22 protein-coding genes are annotated in these 21498 nt (G+C 37.6%); 11 read left to right on the plus strand and 11 right to left on the minus strand.

Going from position 1 to position 21498, the window contains the following annotated elements:
- Positions 1 to 425 precede the first annotated feature (425 nt).
- The 6 genes from QUH73_RS07765 to QUH73_RS07790 form a co-directional block, all read right to left on the minus strand.
- On the minus strand, positions 426 to 992 hold the full coding sequence (locus tag QUH73_RS07765) for a YdeI/OmpD-associated family protein (protein WP_289529867.1): 567 nt from the start codon (positions 990 to 992) through the stop codon (positions 426 to 428).
- A gap of 719 nt (positions 993 to 1711) precedes the next feature.
- On the minus strand, positions 1712 to 2005 hold the full coding sequence (locus tag QUH73_RS07770) for a cupin domain-containing protein (RefSeq protein ID WP_289529868.1): 294 nt from the start codon (positions 2003 to 2005) through the stop codon (positions 1712 to 1714).
- A gap of 150 nt (positions 2006 to 2155) precedes the next feature.
- Complete coding sequence (locus QUH73_RS07775; RefSeq protein WP_289529869.1) at positions 2156 to 3220, minus strand: alpha/beta hydrolase; 1065 nt, start codon at positions 3218 to 3220, stop codon at positions 2156 to 2158.
- 223 nt (positions 3221 to 3443) lie between these two features.
- Complete coding sequence (locus QUH73_RS07780; protein WP_289529870.1) at positions 3444 to 3833, minus strand: cyclophilin-like fold protein; 390 nt, start codon at positions 3831 to 3833, stop codon at positions 3444 to 3446.
- 52 nt (positions 3834 to 3885) lie between these two features.
- Positions 3886 to 4443, minus strand: a complete 558-nt coding sequence (locus QUH73_RS07785) for a sugar O-acetyltransferase (RefSeq protein ID WP_289529871.1) — start codon at positions 4441 to 4443, stop codon at positions 3886 to 3888.
- Positions 4444 to 4448: 5 nt separating this feature from the next.
- Entirely contained in the window at positions 4449 to 5597 is a 1149-nt protein-coding gene (locus tag QUH73_RS07790) for an iron-containing alcohol dehydrogenase (protein ID WP_289529872.1), read from the minus strand.
- A 176-nt stretch (positions 5598 to 5773) separates the two neighbouring features.
- On the opposite strand from QUH73_RS07790, the gene QUH73_RS07795 reads away from it, so the two are divergent.
- Positions 5774 to 6667, plus strand: a complete 894-nt coding sequence (locus QUH73_RS07795; RefSeq protein ID WP_289529873.1) for a helix-turn-helix domain-containing protein — start codon at positions 5774 to 5776, stop codon at positions 6665 to 6667.
- A gap of 442 nt (positions 6668 to 7109) precedes the next feature.
- Here the strand turns inward: QUH73_RS07795 and QUH73_RS07800 are convergent, their stop codons facing one another.
- Positions 7110 to 7838 (minus strand): DUF6261 family protein, encoded by a 729-nt coding sequence (locus QUH73_RS07800; protein ID WP_289529874.1) that lies wholly within the window; start codon positions 7836 to 7838, stop codon positions 7110 to 7112.
- A 263-nt stretch (positions 7839 to 8101) separates the two neighbouring features.
- The gene (locus QUH73_RS07805; protein WP_289529875.1) at positions 8102 to 8260 is read right to left on the minus strand and encodes a hypothetical protein; all 159 of its coding nucleotides are present in this window, start codon (positions 8258 to 8260) and stop codon (positions 8102 to 8104) included.
- Between the two features lie 262 nt (positions 8261 to 8522).
- Here QUH73_RS07805 and QUH73_RS07810 point away from each other — a divergent pair, with 262 nt between their 5' ends.
- The 10 genes from QUH73_RS07810 to QUH73_RS07855 all read left to right on the plus strand — a co-directional run bounded on the left by QUH73_RS07810 (position 8523) and on the right by QUH73_RS07855 (position 18873).
- Entirely contained in the window at positions 8523 to 8942 is a 420-nt protein-coding gene (locus tag QUH73_RS07810; RefSeq protein WP_289529876.1) for a DUF3788 domain-containing protein, read from the plus strand.
- Positions 8943 to 9119: 177 nt separating this feature from the next.
- Positions 9120 to 9818: a HEAT repeat domain-containing protein gene (locus QUH73_RS07815; RefSeq protein ID WP_289529877.1), complete on the plus strand. Its 699-nt coding sequence runs from the start codon at positions 9120 to 9122 to the stop codon at positions 9816 to 9818.
- Between the two features lie 185 nt (positions 9819 to 10003).
- Positions 10004 to 11770, plus strand: a complete 1767-nt coding sequence (locus QUH73_RS07820) for a histidine kinase (RefSeq protein WP_289529878.1) — start codon at positions 10004 to 10006, stop codon at positions 11768 to 11770.
- Between the two features lie 92 nt (positions 11771 to 11862).
- Positions 11863 to 12516 carry a response regulator transcription factor gene (locus QUH73_RS07825; RefSeq protein ID WP_289529879.1) on the plus strand — a complete coding sequence of 218 codons (654 nt, stop codon included), beginning with the start codon at positions 11863 to 11865 and terminating at the stop codon, positions 12514 to 12516.
- 678 nt (positions 12517 to 13194) lie between these two features.
- On the plus strand, positions 13195 to 13995 hold the full coding sequence (locus QUH73_RS07830; RefSeq protein WP_289529880.1) for a TorF family putative porin: 801 nt from the start codon (positions 13195 to 13197) through the stop codon (positions 13993 to 13995).
- Positions 13996 to 14017: 22 nt separating this feature from the next.
- Positions 14018 to 15235: an ammonium transporter gene (locus tag QUH73_RS07835; RefSeq protein ID WP_289529881.1), complete on the plus strand. Its 1218-nt coding sequence runs from the start codon at positions 14018 to 14020 to the stop codon at positions 15233 to 15235.
- Positions 15236 to 15671: 436 nt separating this feature from the next.
- Complete coding sequence (locus tag QUH73_RS07840; protein WP_289529882.1) at positions 15672 to 15968, plus strand: hypothetical protein; 297 nt, start codon at positions 15672 to 15674, stop codon at positions 15966 to 15968.
- A gap of 140 nt (positions 15969 to 16108) precedes the next feature.
- Positions 16109 to 17050, plus strand: coding sequence for a sensor histidine kinase (locus QUH73_RS07845; RefSeq protein WP_289529883.1), 942 nt, complete (start codon positions 16109 to 16111; stop codon positions 17048 to 17050).
- A complete protein-coding gene (locus QUH73_RS07850) occupies positions 17047 to 17691 on the plus strand; it encodes a response regulator transcription factor (protein WP_289529884.1) in 645 nt (214 codons plus the stop codon). Before QUH73_RS07845 ends, QUH73_RS07850 begins: the two co-directional genes overlap by 4 nt.
- A gap of 156 nt (positions 17692 to 17847) precedes the next feature.
- Positions 17848 to 18873 carry an inorganic phosphate transporter gene (locus QUH73_RS07855; protein WP_289529885.1) on the plus strand — a complete coding sequence of 342 codons (1026 nt, stop codon included), beginning with the start codon at positions 17848 to 17850 and terminating at the stop codon, positions 18871 to 18873.
- A gap of 175 nt (positions 18874 to 19048) precedes the next feature.
- On the opposite strand, the gene QUH73_RS07860 is transcribed toward QUH73_RS07855, so the two are convergent.
- From QUH73_RS07860 to QUH73_RS07870, 3 genes are all read right to left on the minus strand, one after another.
- Entirely contained in the window at positions 19049 to 19708 is a 660-nt protein-coding gene (locus tag QUH73_RS07860) for a (Fe-S)-binding protein (RefSeq protein WP_289529886.1), read from the minus strand.
- 27 nt (positions 19709 to 19735) lie between these two features.
- On the minus strand, positions 19736 to 20437 hold the full coding sequence (locus QUH73_RS07865) for a GTP-binding protein (protein ID WP_289529887.1): 702 nt from the start codon (positions 20435 to 20437) through the stop codon (positions 19736 to 19738).
- 121 nt (positions 20438 to 20558) lie between these two features.
- Positions 20559 to 21362 carry an ATP-binding cassette domain-containing protein gene (locus QUH73_RS07870; protein WP_289529888.1) on the minus strand — a complete coding sequence of 268 codons (804 nt, stop codon included), beginning with the start codon at positions 21360 to 21362 and terminating at the stop codon, positions 20559 to 20561.
- Between the last annotated feature and the right edge of the window lie 136 nt (positions 21363 to 21498).

The raw sequence follows: 21498 nt of genomic DNA on the forward strand, positions 1-21498 counted from the left end.
ATCGCGAAGGAGCAAACTTTTAAAGCTTCCATCTTACTTTTTAGAAATAGTAATTGGTTGGGCAACGATTACTTTTGTTGGGCGCTGACTTTATTAAGTTTTTAATAATTTTTGTCTGCAAAGTCTATCACGAGTTTACTGAGAGCAGTCTTCTTTCTTTTTTCTGTCCATTTGTGGGCAACTTTATTGTATGAATTCTTATTCATTTAATTTTGGTTTACTATTTATGAGCTCCTCATATTTATAATAACTGCCAATGTTTCGTATAAAAATAGCACCTGATTGCGTGGTAGTTTTCTGTTAAACCGCTATGCAGATTGAGCAGGCTGCAAACCTTGCTATTAATCACATCGCGCCACTACTTATACAAAATGTTAGCAGTTTGTTGTTTTTCTGTCGTGTATTGCAGTCTGTCATTGTGTGGATTAATAGTATTTGTCAATACCTCCAAAACCTGAAATAAGTTTGTTGTCCTGTGTTTTTTGAATAAAGTTTGTCAGTCGTTTGGTAAATTCTTCTGGTCGTTTTCTGGCACTATCAATGTATGCAATTCGTATTCGTTTGTAGCAGTCAGAAAAATCTTTAAAGTTTTTCCAAGCTGTTTTGTCTTTTTTTATTTCATCTAAAATGTCCAAAGGAAAAACAAACTCTTTTGAAATAATTTCCTGAACCGTTTTAAGAAAGGAATGATGAATTAGATTTTTTTCAGCTAACCATTTCAGTCGTTCTTTATTGGGCTGTGAATAACTGCTCTTAGATTGTCTGGGAGTAAACCGCTGAATTGTGTGGTCTTTGTCAAGGGTTTTATTTGTACTGTCAATCCAACCAAAACAGAGAGCTTCTTCAACCGCATCGTTGTATTGTATGCGTTGTTCACCGGTTGACTTTTTAGCATAGACCAACCAAACTTCGTTCTCAATGTTAAAATTCTGCTGAAGCCAGTTTCTCCATTCAGTCCTTGTTTTTATGTGTAGTATCTTGTTTGTTTTCAAGTTGCTGATTTATTTCATTTACAAAGTTATTCAAAATTTCACTCAATTCTTTCGGTTTACTTATCATGGGCAAATGTCCGCTGTCAAGTGTTACTGCTTTTTGTGCGTTTAAATTTCTTATCATTTTGTCTTGTAACTGCACAGAAAACGCTTTATCTTCAGTTTGATTGAAATATAACGGTTTTATGGATATCTGAAAATTGAAAATCCTCTATTTGGAAATAGAATTGAGGTTCTTATTTGGGACACTTTTAACTCTAACAGTCCCCACTGCCCCACTATTTTATCATCTGCTTACTGCATCACCACAATCACGCTAGGGAAACACATCCAGGCATTCAACTTCAGCAAAACTTACAAAGCAGACTCCCTGCAGATTGTAACATTTATAAGTACGACTCATAGCAGACCTGTAATTAAGTTTTAACTACTGAAACTTATTGTTTTTATTACTTGCCACACGATAAAATCGTGCGGTAGCGGGGAATCAATTTTCAGAAGTAAAAAAAACTCCAGCATTATAGTTTCAGGCTTAAGCCTGAAACTATAATGCTGGAGCAGAAGAAAGAATCTTTAGCAGTAAAGAAAAACAGGAAGAAGATTTTAATAACTCTGTATAACCGTAGATAGATAAAAATACAATACAACGATTCAAAATTCAGTAATAATCTGTCAAGCTATTTTAAGATAAGACACAAAAATATGATCTACAGATATAATTATTTTCTACACACCTCATATTCCTCATCTGTTACCTTTCCGTACCAAATAGGAGCTCCTTTACTTAGCTGGGTACTCACGCCTAAATGAACAAATTCTTTATCGGATGTTGCTCCATGCCAATGAACTACATTTGGTTTAATTTCTACTACGTCATCAGCTTTAAGCAGTTGGGCAGGTTTGCCTTTTTCCTGATAATAACCTTCACCCGATGTACAATAAAGTATTTGTCCACCCGGATGTAAATGCCAGTAATTGCGGCAACCCGGTGAGAATATTACATTATACGACATTACATGCACTCAGGCATCGCCGGTAAAGTTTTCAGTCGCCTTCTGTCCTTTTGGAAATATTTCTGCTGTTTTCATTGTACTGTGGTTTTAGGGAATGCATGACATTAAAATACATGCCATGCAAATTGAAATGAATAACTTCATTTGTATTTATTTCAGATTCGTTTTGAAGAACGATTCAAGTTTATCAAAAGGAATGTAATTTTTTGCTCCACCATCATATAAATCAACGTGAACAGCATTAGGAATAATCATCAATTCTTTTGGTTCGGCCGCTAATTTATAAATGTCTTCACTCATATAACGAGAATGTGCATTTTCTCCAGCAATTAATAGCATTGGTCTTGGTGAGATTTCTTTTAGATGTGCTAATATTTGCATATTTATCAATGACATTGCAGAAGTATTTGCCCAAGCCCCATTTGAATTAATTGACCGGGAATGAAAACCGCGTGGGGTTTTATAATAATCGAAATAATCTTTTATAAACTGCGGTTCGTTTCCACTCAATGTATCCTTATTAGGTTTGGCATCATATTTAGGTGTTCCGTTTTCAGCATCCTCCCATCGCTGCAAGCTTAATAATTCCAACATTTTAGTGCGTTCTTCAAGGGTTTTTTTATCATTATATCCATTTGAGTAAACCCTCGGAATATCATACAAACTTGTTGTAGCCACTGCTTTTACTCGTTTGTCTGCTGCTACAGCATTTAACGCAAAACCACCAAAACCACAAATTCCTATAACACCAATTTTATTTCTATCCACCATTTTCTGTAGGCCTAAAAAATCTACCGCTGCACTAAAATCTTCTGTGTTTATATCAGATGATGCGATATTACGAGGTTCACCACCGCTTTCGCCTGTATAGGATGGGTCAAAAGCTAAGGCTATAAAGCCACGTTCAGCCATTTGATTGGCGTACAAACCTGATGACTGTTCCTTTACCGCGCCAAAAGCACCACAAATCGCAAGTGCAGGTAATGGTTCGTTTCCACGTTTTTTTGGCAGATACAAATCACCTGCCAATGTTATGCCGTAACGATTCCTGAAAGTTACTTTCTCCCGGATAACTTTGTCGCTTAATTCGAAAGTGTAATGCTCTTCCTGTACAGGTTGGCTTATTTCTGCTGATTTTTCTTTTTCACCCGAAGGTGTACATCCTTGTCCCAATATCATTAAAACAAAGGCTGATAATATTATCATTTTTTTCATATTTCTGTTGTCTTAAATTTTCAGTTTCATTGTTTTTTTCTTTTACTTTTCTTTGATTAGAAGAAAATAAATTCCGCCCGGCACGAAATTTACATTTAATGTTGTTGACTGTGTTTGTAAAACTATTCTTCCATTTAAATCGAACAGCAATAGTTTCTCGACATTGCCAATATTAATGAATGATACCGTCATTTGTCAATCTGTATTCAGATACTTTTTGTACCTAGCCGACAATTGAATTCGCCGTATCCAACATTTCAAATGTAACTGTTGGATTTCCTATACCAAGAGCTGTATCCAGGCCTGCTGGATTATCGATATACCCTATTTTGGTGTAGCTGTACGAAGTGCTGAATGCTTCGTAAAAAAGTACAACACAGTTTTGCCCCCAAAGCATAATATCACCTGAATGTATTGTTCCCGGTTTTGCAGGTGCACTTGGCAAATTATTTGACAGGTAATGATATTTTTCATTCCCGTTTAATTCATTCATGTTGATTGTCAAGGACAGCAGTGCAACAAAAGCTTTAGCCGTTTCATTCCCGTAAGTCGATGCAACAAAAGATGTTGAACCAATAGTGATTTTTATTTTTGCTGTTTCCTTTGCTTTCATTGTACAAAACGCGATTAGAACAATAATAATACCTGTCTTATAATCTTAGATTTTAAATCGTTTTAATCACTTTGGCAGGAACTCCTCCTACCACAGTATTATCAGGCACATCTTTGTTGACTACTGCCCCGGCAGCCACTACCGAATTTTCGCCCACTGTTACACCGGGCAAAATAGTAGCTCCCGCTCCAATCCATGCATTGCGTTTAATAACAATTGGTTTTACAAAAAGAGCTTGGCGTTCGGCAGGGTTCAATGGATGCCCCTCGGTAATCAGATTTACTTTGGGGCCTATTAAAACATTATCATCGATTGTGATGCCTCCCATGTCGAGAAAAGTGCAAGCATTATTGATAAACACATTCTTTCCAATACGAGTGAAACTCCCGATATTGATATAAAACGGAACTTGTATCGCCGAACTTTCATCAAGCGGAAATCCTGATATTTTTTCCCAAGATTCGCTTATACGTTCTTTTGTGACACTTTCATTTAATTTTTTTAATCGTTCAGTTGTACAAGCAGCTAATGCATAGATTTGTCCATACTGAGGGTCTTTAAATGAAACGGTTTCGCCCGCTTGTAATCTTTTAAAAACATCTCTTGTCATCTTACTTACTTTGATTTTTCAAGAACCGATGTAATCATTTCCTTGGTATAGTACTCACTACCTAACCATAACTTTGCAATAGCCATTAGCTTATCCACAAGTGCAGGAATATCTTCCTCTGGTATGTTACCTTCTTTTAAAGTAACAGGCGTACCTATTTTCTTATACCAGTTAATTAAAGCTTCTATTCCTGCATCTGCATTTTCCAATCCAAAAACTTTATCGGCAAAGCGTTTAAAACGCTCAGGCAGGTATTTCTTTTGATATTTCATCCAAGCCGGAACTATAATTGACAATCCTGCTCCATGCGGAATATTATACTCAGCTGACAGAGTGTGTTCCAAAAAGTGAGTATCGTATCGGTTTCCTTCAATACCCGTAAATGTACTTTGATTCAAAGCTTGTGTTGCAGCCCAGGCAAACTCACCCCTTGCATTATAATCATCAGGATTCTCCAGTAAAATTTCTGTAGTTCTAATTACCGTATTCAGTATGTTTTCGGTATGAGCTGCGATAAATTCCGGCAGATACGTTGCTGAAAAATACATGTCCAAACTATGAGCAAAAATATCGGCTGCTGAATACGCCAGATAATCCCGGGTAACAGTGGCTTGTAGTTTTGGATTGATAACTGAGACTGTTGGGAATGTAACAACACCGCCAAGACTAAGTTTCTCTTTCGTTTTTTCGTTGGTTACCACTCCATAAGCATTCATTTCGCTGCCCGTTGCAGCTAAAGTGATGATGTCGAATATTTTTAGGGCTTTGGTAACTGAGGTTTTACCCACAAAAAAATCCCAAACATCGCCTTCATACAATGCTCCAACAGAAATGGCTTTTGATGAATCGAGTACAGAACCGCCACCTACAGCTAAAACAGCATCCACTTTGGTTGCTTTCGCCAGCTCTATTCCTTCGTATACCTTACTCATTACCGGGTTACTCACCACACCGCCAAGTTGCTCATAGGCGATACCTTTATCTGAAAGCGATTTTGTAACTATTTCAAACAGTCCGCTTTTTTTGATACGTTCAGAACCGTAAACGATTAATACTTTCTTTACACCGTATTCAGCGATGTATTGTCCTATGTTTTGTTCTTTTCCTTTTCCGAATTCTATTCGGGTTGGATTGTAACATGTGAAGTCTTTCATTTATTTTTAATTTATTGACACACTAAATTTGACATTACAAATTTGAGGTGAAATTGTCAGTAAAACATACCCAGATTACAGAGAGACTTACCATTATTACGGATTCATATATAATGGTTAAAAACTTTGGTTATAGTTCGTTACATTTGTAAAGGAATTATTAAAAACAGAGAATCATGAGTGAAGTAATAAAAATAAATACGGTTACTGAATACAATAATTTGGTAGGGCAGGAAACTTTGCATCCCTTAGTTAGTGTTGTTGACTTCTCTAAAACAGAACCTTTTTGCTATTTCAGAAGTCAGTTAGGGGTTTATGCTATTTTTCTTAAAGAATCGAAATGTGGCAATATGACCTATGGCTGCAGTAGTTATGACTATGAAGAGGGAAGTTTAGTCTTCCTTTCACCTGGACAGGTATATGGTGTTGCAAAAGAAACAAAACAGAGGGGCGTAGGTCATGCTTTAGTTTTTCATCCAGATTTGATTCATGGCACATCTTTGGGCAGGAATATGAAAGAATATACATTTTTCTCCTATGAAGTAAATGAAGCACTTCATCTTTCGGCAAGAGAAAAGGAAATTATAAATGATTGTTTTAGTAAAATAAATTATGAGTTAGAACATGCTATTGATACACACAGTCAAACCCTAATTGTTTCCTATATTGAACTTTTCTTAAATTATTGCAAAAGATTCTATGACCGCCAATTTATTACCCGGCGACCTGTAAACAAAGATGTATTGGTGCGCTTTGAAAAGGTAGTTGATGACTATTTTACATCAAACAATCCTCTCGAATCAGGATTACCTACAGTAAGTTATTTTGCCGAAAAGTTATTCTTGTCCTCTAATTACTTAGGCGATTTATTAAAAAAGGAAACTGGGAAATCGGCACAAGAACATATTCAGTTAAAATTAATAGATATTGCTAAAGAAAAAATTTATGACTCAAGTAAATCAATCAGTGAAATAGCTTACGAACTGGGATTTAAATATCCACAACATTTCACAAGAATGTTTAAGAAACAGGTTGGAATGTCGCCAAATGAGTTTCGGAATTTGAATTAGCGCGTTGGCTAAACAAACAGCTCTTTTTCAAACATTGGTTTGTGGAGTTTGCAAATGTGCTGTTTTGTGCGGTGGGGTCTCAATTGGTTGTGCAACGCTTACTTTTGTTATGCGTTGATTTTTTCATAATCCATTTAATCATTTCAAGGAAGAGTTTTATTGCCAAACGAACAACAAAAGCGCCTAAAAAGCCAGCAATTACGATAGCGACTTTCTCTAAAAATTTATCTATTCCAAATCTTGTCCATAAATCAAAAAACGTCATAATTACAACTATGCATATAAGAGCAATTGAAACAATGATTCCTGTATTTCTAAGTCTTTATTTCATTTGGTTTTAAATTCATTTATTCAGTCTCAGTCCCCGCTGCCGCACGATTTTATCGTGTGGTTAATAGCAAAACTAAAGGCTTCACATATCGTGAAGCCCTTGGTAGTAGTTTTAAACCAATTTGCTGTCTGGCTCGTTTGTTTTATGACGACGTTTTACCAATTCGTTGTTTTTATCGATTAGTTCGGCAATGGTTTTGGCAGTAGCCTCGTAGGTGGCAGGCTTTACCTTTGCCATGGTGTTCATATAACCTACCAAATTATCGTTAATTTCTATAATTCCTTCTTTCTTCAACTGACTGGCCGAAGCCAAATCCTTTTTCACGCTTTCGCCTTCGGCCTGCTGCAAGGCCAGGTTCTCGAAATCTTTTTGAGCGGTACTTAGAGCGTCAATTGTTTCCGGCACGCCCTGCAATTTGGCTATTGCGGCTACCACATCGGGCTTGCTTAAATCATTCAGTAAGGAATCAATATCTGCCGATTCCTCGGCATAATCCTCATTCTGTATACTCAAACCATACTGCTGCAATACATTCTCTACTACCAAGGCAGCTTCCTGCATGGTTGCAATGGGAATATGAACATAGCCTTCTACCAATTTAAACAGGGCTTTAATTGAACTATCGCGCACATCATCTTTTTCTGCCATTTGCGAGTAAACTTTTAGTCGCTTTAGTGCTTCAATCAGTTTGGTGTTTGTGGCACTTGTTCTTTCAATAATGGGGTTTAAAAAGGTGTCGGAACTCCAATCGTTTTTATCAAATGCTTTTAAAACAAGGCTTAGCAATGCACTTGTATCGCCATTGCGGCTACTCGTTGAAATTTTTTTAATTAATGTCATAAGTTGGATTTTTTTTAAGTTCGTGATTATTCAAAATTTTGTTTTTTGCTTTACTCATTTAGTTTTTTCGAAATATCATTTTTTGCTTTACCTATTTAGGTATTGGGCAAAAAAGCAATTTTTCAGGCTTTACCCGTTTAGGTACTGACCAAAAAAACAATTTTTCACGCTTTACCCATTTGGGTATTGACCAAAAAACCAGTTTTTCACGCTTTACCCTTTTGGGTATCGACCCAAAAACCAGTTTTTCATGCTTTACCCATTTAGGCATTGACAAAAACCAATTTTTCGGGCTTTGTACTTAGTACCTGGGGCAACAAACTAATTAGCTTCGGTTCCAATACGGTTCTTAAAGCATCCATTGCCTGATCAACCTGATTCTGCTCTTCGGCGCTAAGCGTAAATGAAATTTGATTCTCCATTTTATTTTAATTTTACTGTTAAATAATTCCTCTAATTTATAATAAATAAGAATACCCAAACCGGCCACACCACTTACTTTTCATAACTATGTTATTTCAATTTGTAAACAGGTAATTATTCGCAGCCTTTGTACTTTCATTCAGCGCGACAAGGGATACATTTCGCCATTTTTCGCCTCCTCACTTATTTTTTTGTGTCGCGTTCGAATCTTATTTAACTTTAGTTGATCAAACAAATTTGAACATCTAAAATCCAAATACGATGGACATCAGCATTTTTACTGACAAAGCAGCAGAACCCACACCGAAAGATTTACGGGAACAATTGGCTTCGCTTTATCCTTTATGGGAACAGATTGCCGAATGTGTTCGGAAAAAATATCCCAACCCAAAAGAGGAGTGGAACTATCCCGGTAAAAATTACGGATGGAGCTTTCGCCTAAAAGATAAAAAACGGGCGATTGTTTACCTTCTTCCCCGGCAAGGGTATTTTAAAGTGGCCTTTATTTTTGGACAAAAGGCAACGGATCAGATTATGGCGGGCGATATTGATGCAGCCATAAAAGAAGATTTGGCTGGTGCTAAAAAATATGCCGAAGGACGCGGCCTTACAACTGAGGTTCGAAATGCCAAACCGATAAACGACATCGAAAAATTAATCGATATAAAAATTGCAAACTAGCCAATGTGTACAACACACAGGCAACCGGAAACGCAGCTAAAGCGAGCGCGTCAGCTTAATCAAAAAAAACGTGATAACCAATTTGGAAACATCATCACCAAATCGCATCCTATTTTGGCTTTTACTCCTCCAAATTAAATACTTTTGCAAAAAACAGAATCTATTTAGAATAGTTTGATGAACCAAAAAGAAGCTCAAAAAAGTTCCCGCGGCTATGTCCCAAATGGTGCAGAAACAGAATTTACCCATTGCGATTGTAAAGAACTAATTCATTTGCTCAACAGCAAAATCCCCGCCGAAAGATCTGTCGCGGCCAGATTACTTTCCAACTGCCCCACTCAAGAATCTGTATTTGCTTTAATTTCGGTATTAAAAATAGAAACAAAGCTGTATCCCAAACTCGAAATCTGCAATTCGCTTGTAAATATTGGCTCCCTATCTATTAAACCTTTACTGGCACAATTGGGCGAAATAGGAAGCAATCAACATCAAAAAATCCCGGCAAAAGAATTCAAAAAGATCAGTTATCCTTTGCCCAGGGATATTGCAGCCCGTACTCTTGTCCGGTTCGGAAAAGAAGCTCTCCCACTGTTGCTTACTGTACTCGAAGAAAACAAGCCTAAACAAATTTCCGAAGCCATTGATGCCATTGGATTTATTAACTTTTACGATTCCGAACCATATCTATTGAAACACTTGCTGGAATGTTATCGTCACTCTATGGATAACAACTTACTTCAGTGGAAAATTATTCGTGCCATGAGTGGATTTCCTGAAAGCAAAACCTTCCTGCTGGATCAAAAACAACAAATTAATACGCTTCGATTACTTCAGGAAATTGACCGAAGTTTGCTGTTTATCAGCAAATCCAACTAAAACAATTACTTTCTGCAGTAAAGAACAAAAAACAATACTTCAGACAAGTAACAATTGAATCCGGCTTAATGTGGATTCATTATAAAAAATAACTTCTCTCAATAAAACAATCGTTTTCGAAAGCCTGATTTGAGAAGAAATAATACCTTTGACAGCAACAAACACACCAATTTACGGAAACCGGTATGAGAAAATCTTTAGCTAACAAGCTCCTGATCTACTTTGTCGTACTCAACTTATTATCAATACTTATTGTTGGTATATTTGCCTATACTCAGGCAAAAGATGCTCTTATTCTGCGTACTTTCAACCAGCTTACCTCCGTTCGCATTGAAAAGAAAAAACGCGTTGAAGATTTTTTCCAACAATGCATTCATGAAATAGAAGCAAGCAGTACTCTTACATTCAGTTTCCCTTCTGAAAAAAGTAAGGTGAATCTCTCTCATCTCATTAGTGATCACCGTATTTTCACGACAGGTTTTGCCTCCTTACTTACCGGCAAACAAAATTATAAAAGCATTTACATCTATCAGTCGAATACAGTTTCTTCGGGTTTCCAAATCAAGCCAAAAACCGGTAATCTGAGCCAAACAAAATTACAACCTGAGCATCTTCAATTGTTTGCCGGTCTGCTTCCTAAAAATGAAATTTCGGTTCAGGAACTCTTCAACACAAAAGATCAGTCAAAAACAGAAATTCTTATCTGTAAAACAATCAGCTTTCAAGAGCAACAGGTGGTTCTGGCTTTTGGTATCAATACAGAGATTATCAATTCCATTATGCTGGACAGAAATCCGTTGAACGGATTGGGTAAATCCGGCGAAGCCTATCTGGTAGGCGAAGATCATCTGCTAAGAAGTACGAGCCGCTTTCAGGAAAATTCAATTTACGCCGTAAAATCCTCAACCAAAGGTGTGAAACTGGCATTTCAGGATAGTATTGGTTCTGATATCTTTAAAGATTACCGGGGCGTTCAGGTGCTAAGCTCTTACAGTAAAATGAATCTGCCGGATTTAAATTGGGTGATTCTTGCTGAAATAGATCAACACGAAGCCATGATTCCCATTCGGAACTACGGAAACTCAATGTTTTACATTCTGATTATTCTAAGTCTGCTGCTGTTGGGCGTTGTTGCCATAATTGCCAATACCATAACTGCTCCGATCCGAAAATTACGGGCCGAAACCGAGAAAATTTCATCGGGAATTTATGAACAGGTTACTGATATAAAAGCGGATGGCGAAATAATGGAATTGGTGGCCGCTTTCAACCAAATGACTCAGAAAATAAAAGAACAGCAGGAGAATCTTCAAATTGCCAAAGACCAAAGTATTTCATCGATGATAGATGGACAGGAAGCTGAGCGAAGCAGACTGGCCAGAGAACTGCACGATGGATTGGCTCAAACAATTTTGGCCATTAAAATGCGATTGGAAAATACAGCTCCTGAAAATGCGGCTGCCGTATTGGGTGAATCGCGGGAAATGTTTTCCGATTTAATGACAGAGATCAGGGGCATGTCGAATGATTTAATGCCTGCCGTTTTACGGGAATTTGGATTGAATCATGCTCTTGGCAGTCTGTTGCAGCGAATTGAAGAAAACAGTGCTTTGCATACCGATTTGCAAATACAAAATGAATTACCCAAAATCAGCAGGAAAGCAGAAACCTACCTCTACCGGATTGCACAGGAAGCAACTAACAATATTATTAAACACGCCCAGGCTAAAAATATCAACATCTGCTTAGCGCAAAAAGCAGATTCCCTGTTTTTCGAAATTAAAGATGATGGCATTGGATTGCCTCTGAATGGAATTCCTAAAAACGGCAACGGCTTATCAAATATTAAGGAACGCATTTCCATATTGGGCGGAAATGTATTTTTAGAGGAAGAATATCCTCATGGCTTAAAGGTACAATGTAAAATTCCATTACTAAAAATATCAGTATGAAACGTCCATGCCAAAGGTGTTTTAACACACAGGGAGATGATTATTCCGTGCATGGTAAGTTCCATATGGCAAAAACTTAAAATTATAAACATATGAATAAGATTAATGTTGTTTTGGTTGACGATCACAAACTGTTTCGCGACGGATTAAAATCCTTACTGCACAACACCGAAGACATAACAGTTGTGGGTGAATTTGGAAATGCTGCTGATTTAATTGAACAAATGGATCAATTGACGGCTCAAATTATCATTACTGATATTAGCATGCCGGGAATGAATGGTATTGAACTAACGCAATATCTGGCCAAAAAACATCCTTGCCTAAAAACCATCATTCTATCCATGCACAACAATAAGGAATTTATTTTAAGTGCCATGGATGCCGGTGCAAAAGCGTATCTGCCAAAAGATATTGCAGGAGAAGAACTTCACAAAGCCATTCATGAAGTGAGCAAGGGCAACGAATACTTCAATCAGGTAATCAGCAATATTGTAATGAGAAGCCTTATGCGCAGCAATAAAGAGGACAAAAATCACGGAGAACTAACCAGACGCGAAACCGAAGTTCTCCGCCTGGTGGCTGATGGATTCATGAATAAAGAAGTGGCTGATCAACTCAACATTAGTGTCCGCACTGTTGATTGCCACAAAAACAACATTATGAGCAAATTAAATTTAAACACTACTGCCGAATTGGTGAAATATGCCATTAAAAACCACATCATCGAATTAGAGGTCAATTAGCAAAATATACACAAATATTCGCTTTAGCACGAAAGAGTGTGCCCACAGGCGAAAGGGTACATTGTAAAAATTACAATTATCAGAATTATTTACTGCTTAACAGACTTTTAAAAACCTCACCCCGGCTCTCTCCTAAAGGCTACTCTTTATACACATTTTGTTGGTTGAAAAAATCAAGAGCAAGAAGATGTATAAAAAGGATCATATCAAGAATTAACACCCTTTCGCCTGTCGGCACTTTGTTCACAATATTATTTCAAATGGCGTTCACAATCTTCACTGCGTTACGGTACCCTCAAAAAGGGAAGATGTTCGAAGAACAGAGGGGTGCTTATCTTTATAATTAAACTATTGCTTGGGAAAGCGAATATTTGTGTATAAAGAGTAGCTAAAGGAAAAGGATAGGATGAGGTATCAAGTCAATTCTCATCAATCCCCTTGCTTTTAGCTTGAACAAAACACTCCTCTGTTCGTAGATTGACTAAAGTTTATGCCTGATTATTAAAGTGACCTAAAATTATCTCCTGATTCTACTTTATTTCCACACTAGGTAATTCACCTATTACATCGCTATTTTTCGTAATTCATTTTAGGGGTAATTCTCTATTTCGGGCTGATTGGCTCTCTCCTATATTCGTCATAGAATAATTCACACAATAACAAACTAACATTAATTCTATGAAACGATCAGGCGTATACCTGCTATTGGCTTTTATGCTGAGTTTTAGCATTTATTCTTTTGGACAAAAAGAGAAAGCGGTACTCGATTTTGGTGCCGATGTAATGAGCCGCTATGTTTGGCGGGGAACACAATTTGGAGGCACAAGTCCGAGTCTTCAGCCATCTGCAAGTCTTAGCTACAAGGGTTTGGAATTGGGTGCATGGGGAGCCTATTCTTTAGGAGGCAACAATGCAGGTCAGGAATTCGACCTTTATTTGGCTTACACTTTTGCCAAAGATCTGTTTAGCCTTACCCTAACAGACTACTACTTCCCTACCGAAGGCGAAGATTACGAGTATTTTGAATTCAACAACGATCGTACAGGTCATGTTTTGGAAGGAAGCTTCCGTTGTAACGGCAATGACAACATTCCATTTGCTTTGATGGTTGCCGTTAACTTTTGGGGAGCAGATGCCGTTCAACTTGGAGACAATCCAAACACAGCTGATTTCAATCAGAAAACCGGACTCCAGTATTCTACCTACACAGAGTTATCGTACAGTCATAAAATGGCGAACAACGTAACTCTTGATGCCTTTTTAGGTGTGAATTTAACCAAACCTGCCAAAGCAAAAACCTCTACAGGATTTAACGGCGAAAGTGGATACTATGGAAGTAAAGCAGGTGTTGTTAATCTGGGTGTAAAACTTTCTAAAGAAGTTGCACTTAACGAGAAATTTTCTTTACCCGTTTCAGCATCAGTAATCACCAATCCAGCAGATGAAAAAATCTATTTCGTTTTTGGATTTTCATTTTAACAAACACTAAAAACCAACTATCATGTTTGATACAGGATCAACTACTTTTATGATTTTATGTACCAGTCTGGTGATGTTAATGACACCAGGACTGGCCTTTTTCTATGGCGGACTAGCCGGAAAACGAAATATTTTAGGCGTAATGATGCAAACGTTTGTATCGTTAGGTATCACTACAATTATGTGGGTAACCCTAGGTTATTCATTGTGCTTTAGCGGTGGTGAAGGAGGAATCATCGGAAATCTCGATCTTGCTTTTTTAAATGGTATTGATTTCAATTCTCCTTTTGCCGGAGCCGGAGGCAAATATCCAACTTATATTTTCATCTCTTATCAGATGATGTTTGCTATTATTACGCCTGCGCTGATAACAGGAGCATTCGTAAATCGTGTTACCTTTAAAGCTTACCTCATCTTCTTGGTACTGTGGCAACTATTTGTGTACTACCCATTCGTTCATATGATTTGGGGTAACGGTATTCTTGCCCAATGGGGTGTTCTTGATTTTGCCGGTGGTGTAGTTGTTCACGCAACAGCAGGTTTTGCAGCCCTGGCATCTGTGCTATATGTTGGCAAACGCCGCGATGTTAAAACTCCTCCAAACAGCATTCCATTGGTAGCAATTGGTACCGGTTTACTTTGGTTTGGTTGGTACGGTTTTAATGCCGGAAGTGAATTAGATGTTGATGCCATTTCGACTCTTTCCTTTTTAAATACCGACGTAGCGGCTTCGTTTGCGGCAATTACCTGGTTAATTATTGAATGGACACGTGAAGGAAAACCAAAATTTGTAGGACTTTTAACGGGTGCTGTTGCCGGTTTGGCAACCATTACTCCGGCGGCAGGTTATGTTCCGTTATGGGCGGCTATGATTATTGGAATCGCTGCAGGTGCACTTTGTTATTCTGCAGTTCAGCTTAAAAACAAATGGGGCTGGGATGATGCTTTAGATGTTTGGGGTGTTCATGGTATGGGTGGAGTTTTTGGAACCATCGCATTGGGTATTTTTGCCTCAACAGCTGTTAACACACAAGCTGGATTGCTTGAAGGCGATAGCGCTTTCTTCTTAAAAGAAATTGCCGCTGTTTTAATTAGTGCTTCCTATGCATTTGTATTTACCTATCTGATGCTTACTATCATTAACTACATTACTCCTGTAAAAGTGAATGAGCAGGACGAAGATCTGGGCTTAGATGCATCTTTACATGGTGAACGTGCCTACGATGACGGAGCTCTCTAGTCTTATTAACCTGAGTTCGGCTTTAAATCATCTTGTAATAATTTGTATTTATTTGTGTATGCTATAAATAAAAGGGAAATAGTTTCTAGTAGTTAGTAATTAGTCCTCTAACAACTGAATACCAATTACTTTTCACAGTAAAGAACAAAAAATAAATAGTTCAGATAAGTAACGAATTAATAATAGAACTCAGGTTATTCCATTTAAATTTATCCAAAGCAGCTTCTTTTCAGGAGCTGCTTTTTTTGTGATTAACAGGTTCCAAATCAGAAATCAGCAGAATGTTATAAAAGTGTAAATTTTTCTATTTGCATTGAAATATATTTTAATACATTAGTACATCAGTATTTGTTATCACCGAACAATTGGATCATACTAAAAACAGCAGTTGTATTGAAATATGTTAGTCTCAAATTAATCACATAAAACTGTAATTATGAAAATATTAGCAATAGAAAAAGAATTGAAAGATGTTGACTGGAGTAATAAAAGCTGCATTTTGGAGCAGGAAGCCCATCATGTTCACCAGTTATACATATCGGAATACCTGCGCGAAATCTATTTTAACGAGCACAATAATGCTGTTTTAATAATGGAATGCAAGAGTCTGGAACATGCAAAAGAAATTTTAGATGAGCTTCCTTTGGTAAAGGAAAAGTTGATCAAATTTAAGATCATGCAGCTAAATGCATACACAGGATACAAACGAATTATCAAAAAAGAGAATAGTTAGGAAAAATTGTTATAACCCTTATCTTCCCAAATAGAGAACTTTACATGATAGTCTGAACTGAAACCGGCTTATCATGTGAAGTTTTCAAAATACGGTTTTAAACGTAGTTTTTTAAACAATAGAATCCTTACTCTTGTTTCATGCTTTTACAAATTGCACTAATCGTATCGGTTTTATTACAATTCGGAGCTTTTTTTATTACCATCAGCCTGATTCCTAAAACACGCTTCAACAGCTCCTGGATTATGGTTTCCATCGGTTTTTTACTAATGGCTTTGCGCAGATTTACAGAACTTTTTAATGTGTTCACTGCAGACCAGAGTAAACCGGAAACATTCATCACCAACTGGATGGCTGTAGTCATTTCATTGCTCATGTTTTTTGGTGCTTTTTACATTCGCCGTATTTTTCAGCTGCAGGATAAGGTAGATAAAGAGAGAAAAGAAAATGAAGCCAAAGTGCTGAGTGCAGTTATCAAGACCGAAGAGCAGGAACGCCATCGCTTTGCCAAAGAATTGCACGATGGATTGGGGCCGATCCTCTCTACCATTAAAATGACAAATTCCGCTTTAAATAAATCTGCTGAAAATTCAAATAACCAGCAAATCATTCAAAAAACAGATCAGGCCATCAACGAAGCCATTATCACCGTTAAGGAGATATCCAACAAGTTGAGTCCTCATATTTTGGAACGATACGGTTTGGAAAAAGCCATTAAAACATTTGTCGGGGGAATTCAGCTGACCGATCAATACGAAATTCAAATGAATATTCAATTGTGCGGAAAACGTTTCGACTACAACGTAGAGTTGATCCTATACCGGATCATCGGTGAATTGTTCAGCAACACCATAAAACATGCTTCTGCATCTAAAATCGACCTTTCACTCCTTAGCTATCATCAAAAATTAGAATTGATGTACAGTGATAATGGGATCGGCTTTTCCACGGAACCGAAACCGGTAAAAGGAATGGGCTTGTCGAACATCCACACGAGGGTAAAATCTTTGGACGGAACCATTGAAATAAACAGCCGGAAAAATGAAGGCTTTTACCTCAAAGTAAAAATACCAATATCATGACTGAATCTTTAAAATTGGCACTGGTTGATGATCACGATTTGTTTCGTGAGGGATTGTACTTTCTGCTCAACAATCAAAATAGCAAGCCCGAAATAAAGGCAGTAAGTAATGGTCAGGAATTATTGGATTTGCAGGCCAACTGGCAGGCCGACATTATTCTTATGGATATTGAAATGCCGGTAATGAACGGAATAGAGGCAAGTAAAGAGGTGATGAAAAAATATCCCAACACGAAAATAATTGCTCTTTCGATGCATGCCAACGAAAATTATTATTCGGAAATGATAGATGCCGGAGCCAAAGCCTTTTTGCTGAAAAATTCCAGTTTCGAAGAAGTTCAGCAAGCCATTGAAGCCGTTATGGAAGGGAAAAATTTCTTTTCTCCCGAAATACTGGAAAGTATTATTAAGAATTTAAACCGAAAAAAAAATCAGCCCTCAAAATCTGATTTAACGCAACGGGAAGTTGAGATTTTATACAACATTTGCAAGGGCTTATCGAATCAGGAAATTGCTGAAATACTCTTTATCAGCAAACGCACGGTTGACAAACACCGCGAAAACATACTGCTAAAAACCCAATCGAAAAACACAGCTGCTCTGGTAATTTATGCCATTAAGAATCACATTTTTGAGGTGTGAAAAAGAGGGAAGTCAAAATCTGAAAAAGATAAAAGACATTCCTTTTACTCCAAACACTCTACGTACAAATACCTATTGCGCAATTACGTTTTTATACGCTGATAGATAGCTTACAGATGAAATACTTTTGATGATATCAAATCAAAACATTCTGCTATGCTGATCCCTTTTTTAATTCCTTTTGTAATCGCCATTTTTTTATCCGTAAATATGGGGGGAAGTGGCACCGGACCAGCCTTTTCTGCAGCCTACGGTTCTAATGTTATCAAAAAGAGTTTGATTCCAGGCTTATTTGGACTGATGGTTTTTACAGGTGCAATTGTTGGAGGTGAAGAAACAGCCAAAACCATTGGAAAAGGCCTTCTGGATCCACAATTAATGAGCTTTTCTGTAGTCTCCGCCATATTATTAGCCGTGGCGGTTTCCTTACTAATTGCCAATCTCTTTGGTATCCCTCAATCAACCAGTCAGTCGACAGTAATGGCCGTAACTGCACCGGCAATCTATTTCAATTCACTAAATACCGACAAACTGTTATTCGAAATACTCCCAACCTGGTTCATAATGCCAATCGTGGCTTTTGCTCTGGCATTTTTTATTGGCAAATACATTTACAAGCCCATACGAAAACGTGGCTACACAATCTCCAAAAAAGTAAACGACAGCTATCTGTTAAAAGGCCTAATTGTAATTATGTCCTTATATGTGGCCTTTTCCATAGGAACCAATAATGTTGCCAATGCTGCCGGCCCTTTATCATCAATGGCCTGCAACGAGCTAATGGTGAGTCAAAACCGCTACTTGCAGGTAATGATACTGGCTACATTAATAGTCGCACCAAGTTTTTCCATTGGCAGCTCAATTTTTGGTGACAAAATTTTACAAAATACAGGAAAAGAAATCGTGCTGTTTGGAAGAATCGAAGCAGTTATCATTGCTTTTATCTCAGCAAGTTTATTGCTAAGCGCGTCACTAATCAAAGGAATTCCAACTTCGCTGGTACAGCTTAATGTAGGTGCTATTATTGGAATTGGAGTTGCTAAATTGGGATTCCGCAACATATTCCGGAAAACTGAAGTCGATCGGTTTTTTGTGATGTGGATCATCGCTCCTATGGTTTCTTTTGGCTTGTCGCTGTTGTTCATCTATTTGCTGGATATAATGGGACTCATTGATTTATAATTTGTTTTGATCCGCAAACTTTCGAAAATATTTATTAAAAAAAAGGATTCAATTATTAGAACAACATTCTCAACTATTTTGATTTTAAAATGATGCAGCATATCAAAAAAAGCACCCTTAGCGATTAAATATCTCTGAGGGCGCTTTACATTTTTAATAAGTTACTCTAAAAAACTTATTTCATGGAATAAACAACAGGAGGCTGCCATACTTTCAAATCAATTCCTTCAATCAGAATGTTTTCATCTTCAATTTTAACCACTACTCCTGAGTGTACCTTTTGCATCATGCAATGTTTCGGTAAAAACCTCACCGTTTCACCCACTTTTACATTTTTTCCATGAAACCGGCCCTCAAAAGCAATGACCATACAGCAACCCACCGGTGTAAACTTAGTCTCGTTTTCTCTCCTTCTGCACGGCCCAATTAGGTGTACTGTAACCAACAAATGATCAATCTTTATCACTTTCCCGTAATGTACTATCGGACATCCCAAGGGTCTGTATTCAATCACTTCTCCTATCTGTAAATTAACTAAAGCCATAGGCATCAGCACTTCCCTGCATGAAATCTCTCCTTTCAGAGGGTCCAAAACAATATCAGCTTCGTAAGAATCAATTACTCCTACTGTTTTTTCCTGACACCCATTCGGCTCCCCCGCAGCTAATCTCCCAATTTCTACTTTATTAGCAACAAACCGTTCCTGTGTCAAAAAAGGACATAAATCCACACTTACCGGCTTTGTTTGAATCACTTCGGCAAAATCAGTACATGAACCAAAGCCACAACGCCCGCAATTGAACCCGGGAAGAAACTCTATTATCTTTTTTTCCATACTTCTATTCCTTAAAATGACAACAACTTATTCACCAACATATTCCTGCATGCCATTCATTTTCCGTAACAAACCACGGTGATGTTCGGCACCAACTCTTTTTTCACCCGCACAAAGTGTGCAAACCGCAAAAGGAGCATTGTGCCTCAAACTTTCATTTTCAGACACTAGTTTTTCAGTACTTCTAATTTGCAAAGCCAGTTCTGAAGCTCCTTGTCCGCTTAATCCATTTGCCTCTATGATTGAACAATTCGGATTGGTTTCCAAAATACATTCCCGAAATATCTCCCGCTCCGCCTGCGATATCATATCGCCTTTGGTGATCACCACGATATCAGCACAACTCAAAAAAGGACCCACTTTCATCGGATTATTGGGTCCACTGGTCGCATCAATCACACAAACACCCAAACTATTATTGGTATAAGGTGCACATCGATGACACAAACCTGCCGTCTCCATAATCAGAAACTCAGAATTTTGCTCTTTAGCAAACTCCAGTATTGCATCGGTATTGTAAATTGAGAAATGATCGGGGCACATGTCCATCGACAAACCCAGCTGAACGGGAACACCCAATTTTGCAAAACGTTTGGGATCATCGGAATACAAACAGTCGATCTTTACAACCGATGGCTTTACATTCTGTTGTAACAATATTTTCAGGGTATGAACCAGAACTGCGGTTTTTCCTGCACCTGGAGTTCCGGCAACAATAATAAATTTCATATTTTTTTTATTAAGACCTGTGAAAACTGCTTGGCAATCATTATTCGTTGCAGTAAATGATTTTGCATGGCTCGTTTCACTAATCTGTTATTTCCACATGTACAACTCAATCACTCATCGATTATAAGCATTTCAAAAAACTCGATTCATGAAGCAATGCATCAAAATTGACTTCTTCTATTTTTTTACCTGCCCGAACATCTTCTCTCAAAGTCAAGATATACTGATCAATATCATTTAACTGCAATGATATTTGTTTCTCACGGTACGTGCTTTCAATAATATCGCGCATGCAACCATTCTTCATAATAATTCTTTTTTGGGCACTTAATGCCAAAACCGGATCGTGAGTAACCACAAGAATTATTTTCCCCTCTCCCGACAACAACTGCAAAGCCTCATGTTTTTTAATTCCGGCATTTTCAATTTCATCGATTAAGACAATAGGCGATTCGCTAATAATGGCAACATCTGCCACCATGAGAGCTCTGGTTTGTCCTCCGCTCAAAATCGTTAGATTATCGCTTGCGTTGATTGGCTCGCCCGTAAGTGTGTTGGCAATAGAAATTACGTGTTTTACATCAATATTTTTTTTTCCTCTGCATTTGGCATGAAGTTTCAAAAAATCGGCAACGGGCATATCGGCGAAAAAATTCATATTCTGTGATAATTGCGCCACCATTTTCTTTCTGGGATCGCTCCGAAGTTCATGGGAAGGAATTTCACCATTAATTAAAATTTTGCGTTTACTCGCTGTATCTCCTTGTGCCAACTGCTCAATATCTGCAATCAGCTGACTTTTCCCACTACCGGTAGGACCAACAATTCCATATATTTCACCTTTGTTTATCTGTAAATCGGGCAAACGTTCCGTATTGCCTAACTTATCAATACCTGCCTGTATTGTAATTTGATGTATTTCCATAAACTTCTCTGTTCAAATTGATATGGAACAAAGTTCAAACTTATTCTGACCAGAAGAAACAGCTTATGAACGTATTATGAGAATAAGCATTTGTACGTACACCCTTCTTCATAAGCTCTTTCACATTTTGTCGCTT

This window comes from Labilibaculum sp. K2S, from assembly GCF_030372765.1.
Classification (GTDB): domain Bacteria; phylum Bacteroidota; class Bacteroidia; order Bacteroidales; family Marinifilaceae; genus Labilibaculum.

Bases quoted from the DNA above. Each gene is read 5' to 3' on its own strand.
- QUH73_RS07770 (WP_289529868.1), bottom strand. From the start codon at position 2,005: ATGTCGTATAATGTAATATTCTCACCGGGTTGCCGCAATTACTGGCAT.
- QUH73_RS07775 (WP_289529869.1), bottom strand. From the start codon at position 3,220: ATGAAAAAAATGATAATATTATCAGCCTTTGTTTTAATGATATTGGGA.
- QUH73_RS07780 (WP_289529870.1), bottom strand. From the start codon at position 3,833: ATGAAAGCAAAGGAAACAGCAAAAATAAAAATCACTATTGGTTCAACA.
- QUH73_RS07785 (WP_289529871.1), bottom strand. From the start codon at position 4,443: ATGACAAGAGATGTTTTTAAAAGATTACAAGCGGGCGAAACCGTTTCA.
- QUH73_RS07790 (WP_289529872.1), bottom strand. From the start codon at position 5,597: ATGAAAGACTTCACATGTTACAATCCAACCCGAATAGAATTCGGAAAA.
- QUH73_RS07795 (WP_289529873.1), top strand. From the start codon at position 5,774: ATGAGTGAAGTAATAAAAATAAATACGGTTACTGAATACAATAATTTG.
- QUH73_RS07800 (WP_289529874.1), bottom strand. From the start codon at position 7,838: ATGACATTAATTAAAAAAATTTCAACGAGTAGCCGCAATGGCGATACA.
- QUH73_RS07805 (WP_289529875.1), bottom strand. From the start codon at position 8,260: ATGGAGAATCAAATTTCATTTACGCTTAGCGCCGAAGAGCAGAATCAG.
- QUH73_RS07810 (WP_289529876.1), top strand. From the start codon at position 8,523: ATGGACATCAGCATTTTTACTGACAAAGCAGCAGAACCCACACCGAAA.
- QUH73_RS07815 (WP_289529877.1), top strand. From the start codon at position 9,120: ATGAACCAAAAAGAAGCTCAAAAAAGTTCCCGCGGCTATGTCCCAAAT.
- QUH73_RS07820 (WP_289529878.1), top strand. From the start codon at position 10,004: ATGAGAAAATCTTTAGCTAACAAGCTCCTGATCTACTTTGTCGTACTC.
- QUH73_RS07825 (WP_289529879.1), top strand. From the start codon at position 11,863: ATGAATAAGATTAATGTTGTTTTGGTTGACGATCACAAACTGTTTCGC.
- QUH73_RS07830 (WP_289529880.1), top strand. From the start codon at position 13,195: ATGAAACGATCAGGCGTATACCTGCTATTGGCTTTTATGCTGAGTTTT.
- QUH73_RS07835 (WP_289529881.1), top strand. From the start codon at position 14,018: ATGTTTGATACAGGATCAACTACTTTTATGATTTTATGTACCAGTCTG.
- QUH73_RS07840 (WP_289529882.1), top strand. From the start codon at position 15,672: ATGAAAATATTAGCAATAGAAAAAGAATTGAAAGATGTTGACTGGAGT.
- QUH73_RS07845 (WP_289529883.1), top strand. From the start codon at position 16,109: ATGCTTTTACAAATTGCACTAATCGTATCGGTTTTATTACAATTCGGA.
- QUH73_RS07850 (WP_289529884.1), top strand. From the start codon at position 17,047: ATGACTGAATCTTTAAAATTGGCACTGGTTGATGATCACGATTTGTTT.
- QUH73_RS07855 (WP_289529885.1), top strand. From the start codon at position 17,848: ATGCTGATCCCTTTTTTAATTCCTTTTGTAATCGCCATTTTTTTATCC.
- QUH73_RS07860 (WP_289529886.1), bottom strand. From the start codon at position 19,708: ATGGAAAAAAAGATAATAGAGTTTCTTCCCGGGTTCAATTGCGGGCGT.
- QUH73_RS07865 (WP_289529887.1), bottom strand. From the start codon at position 20,437: ATGAAATTTATTATTGTTGCCGGAACTCCAGGTGCAGGAAAAACCGCA.
- QUH73_RS07870 (WP_289529888.1), bottom strand. From the start codon at position 21,362: ATGGAAATACATCAAATTACAATACAGGCAGGTATTGATAAGTTAGGC.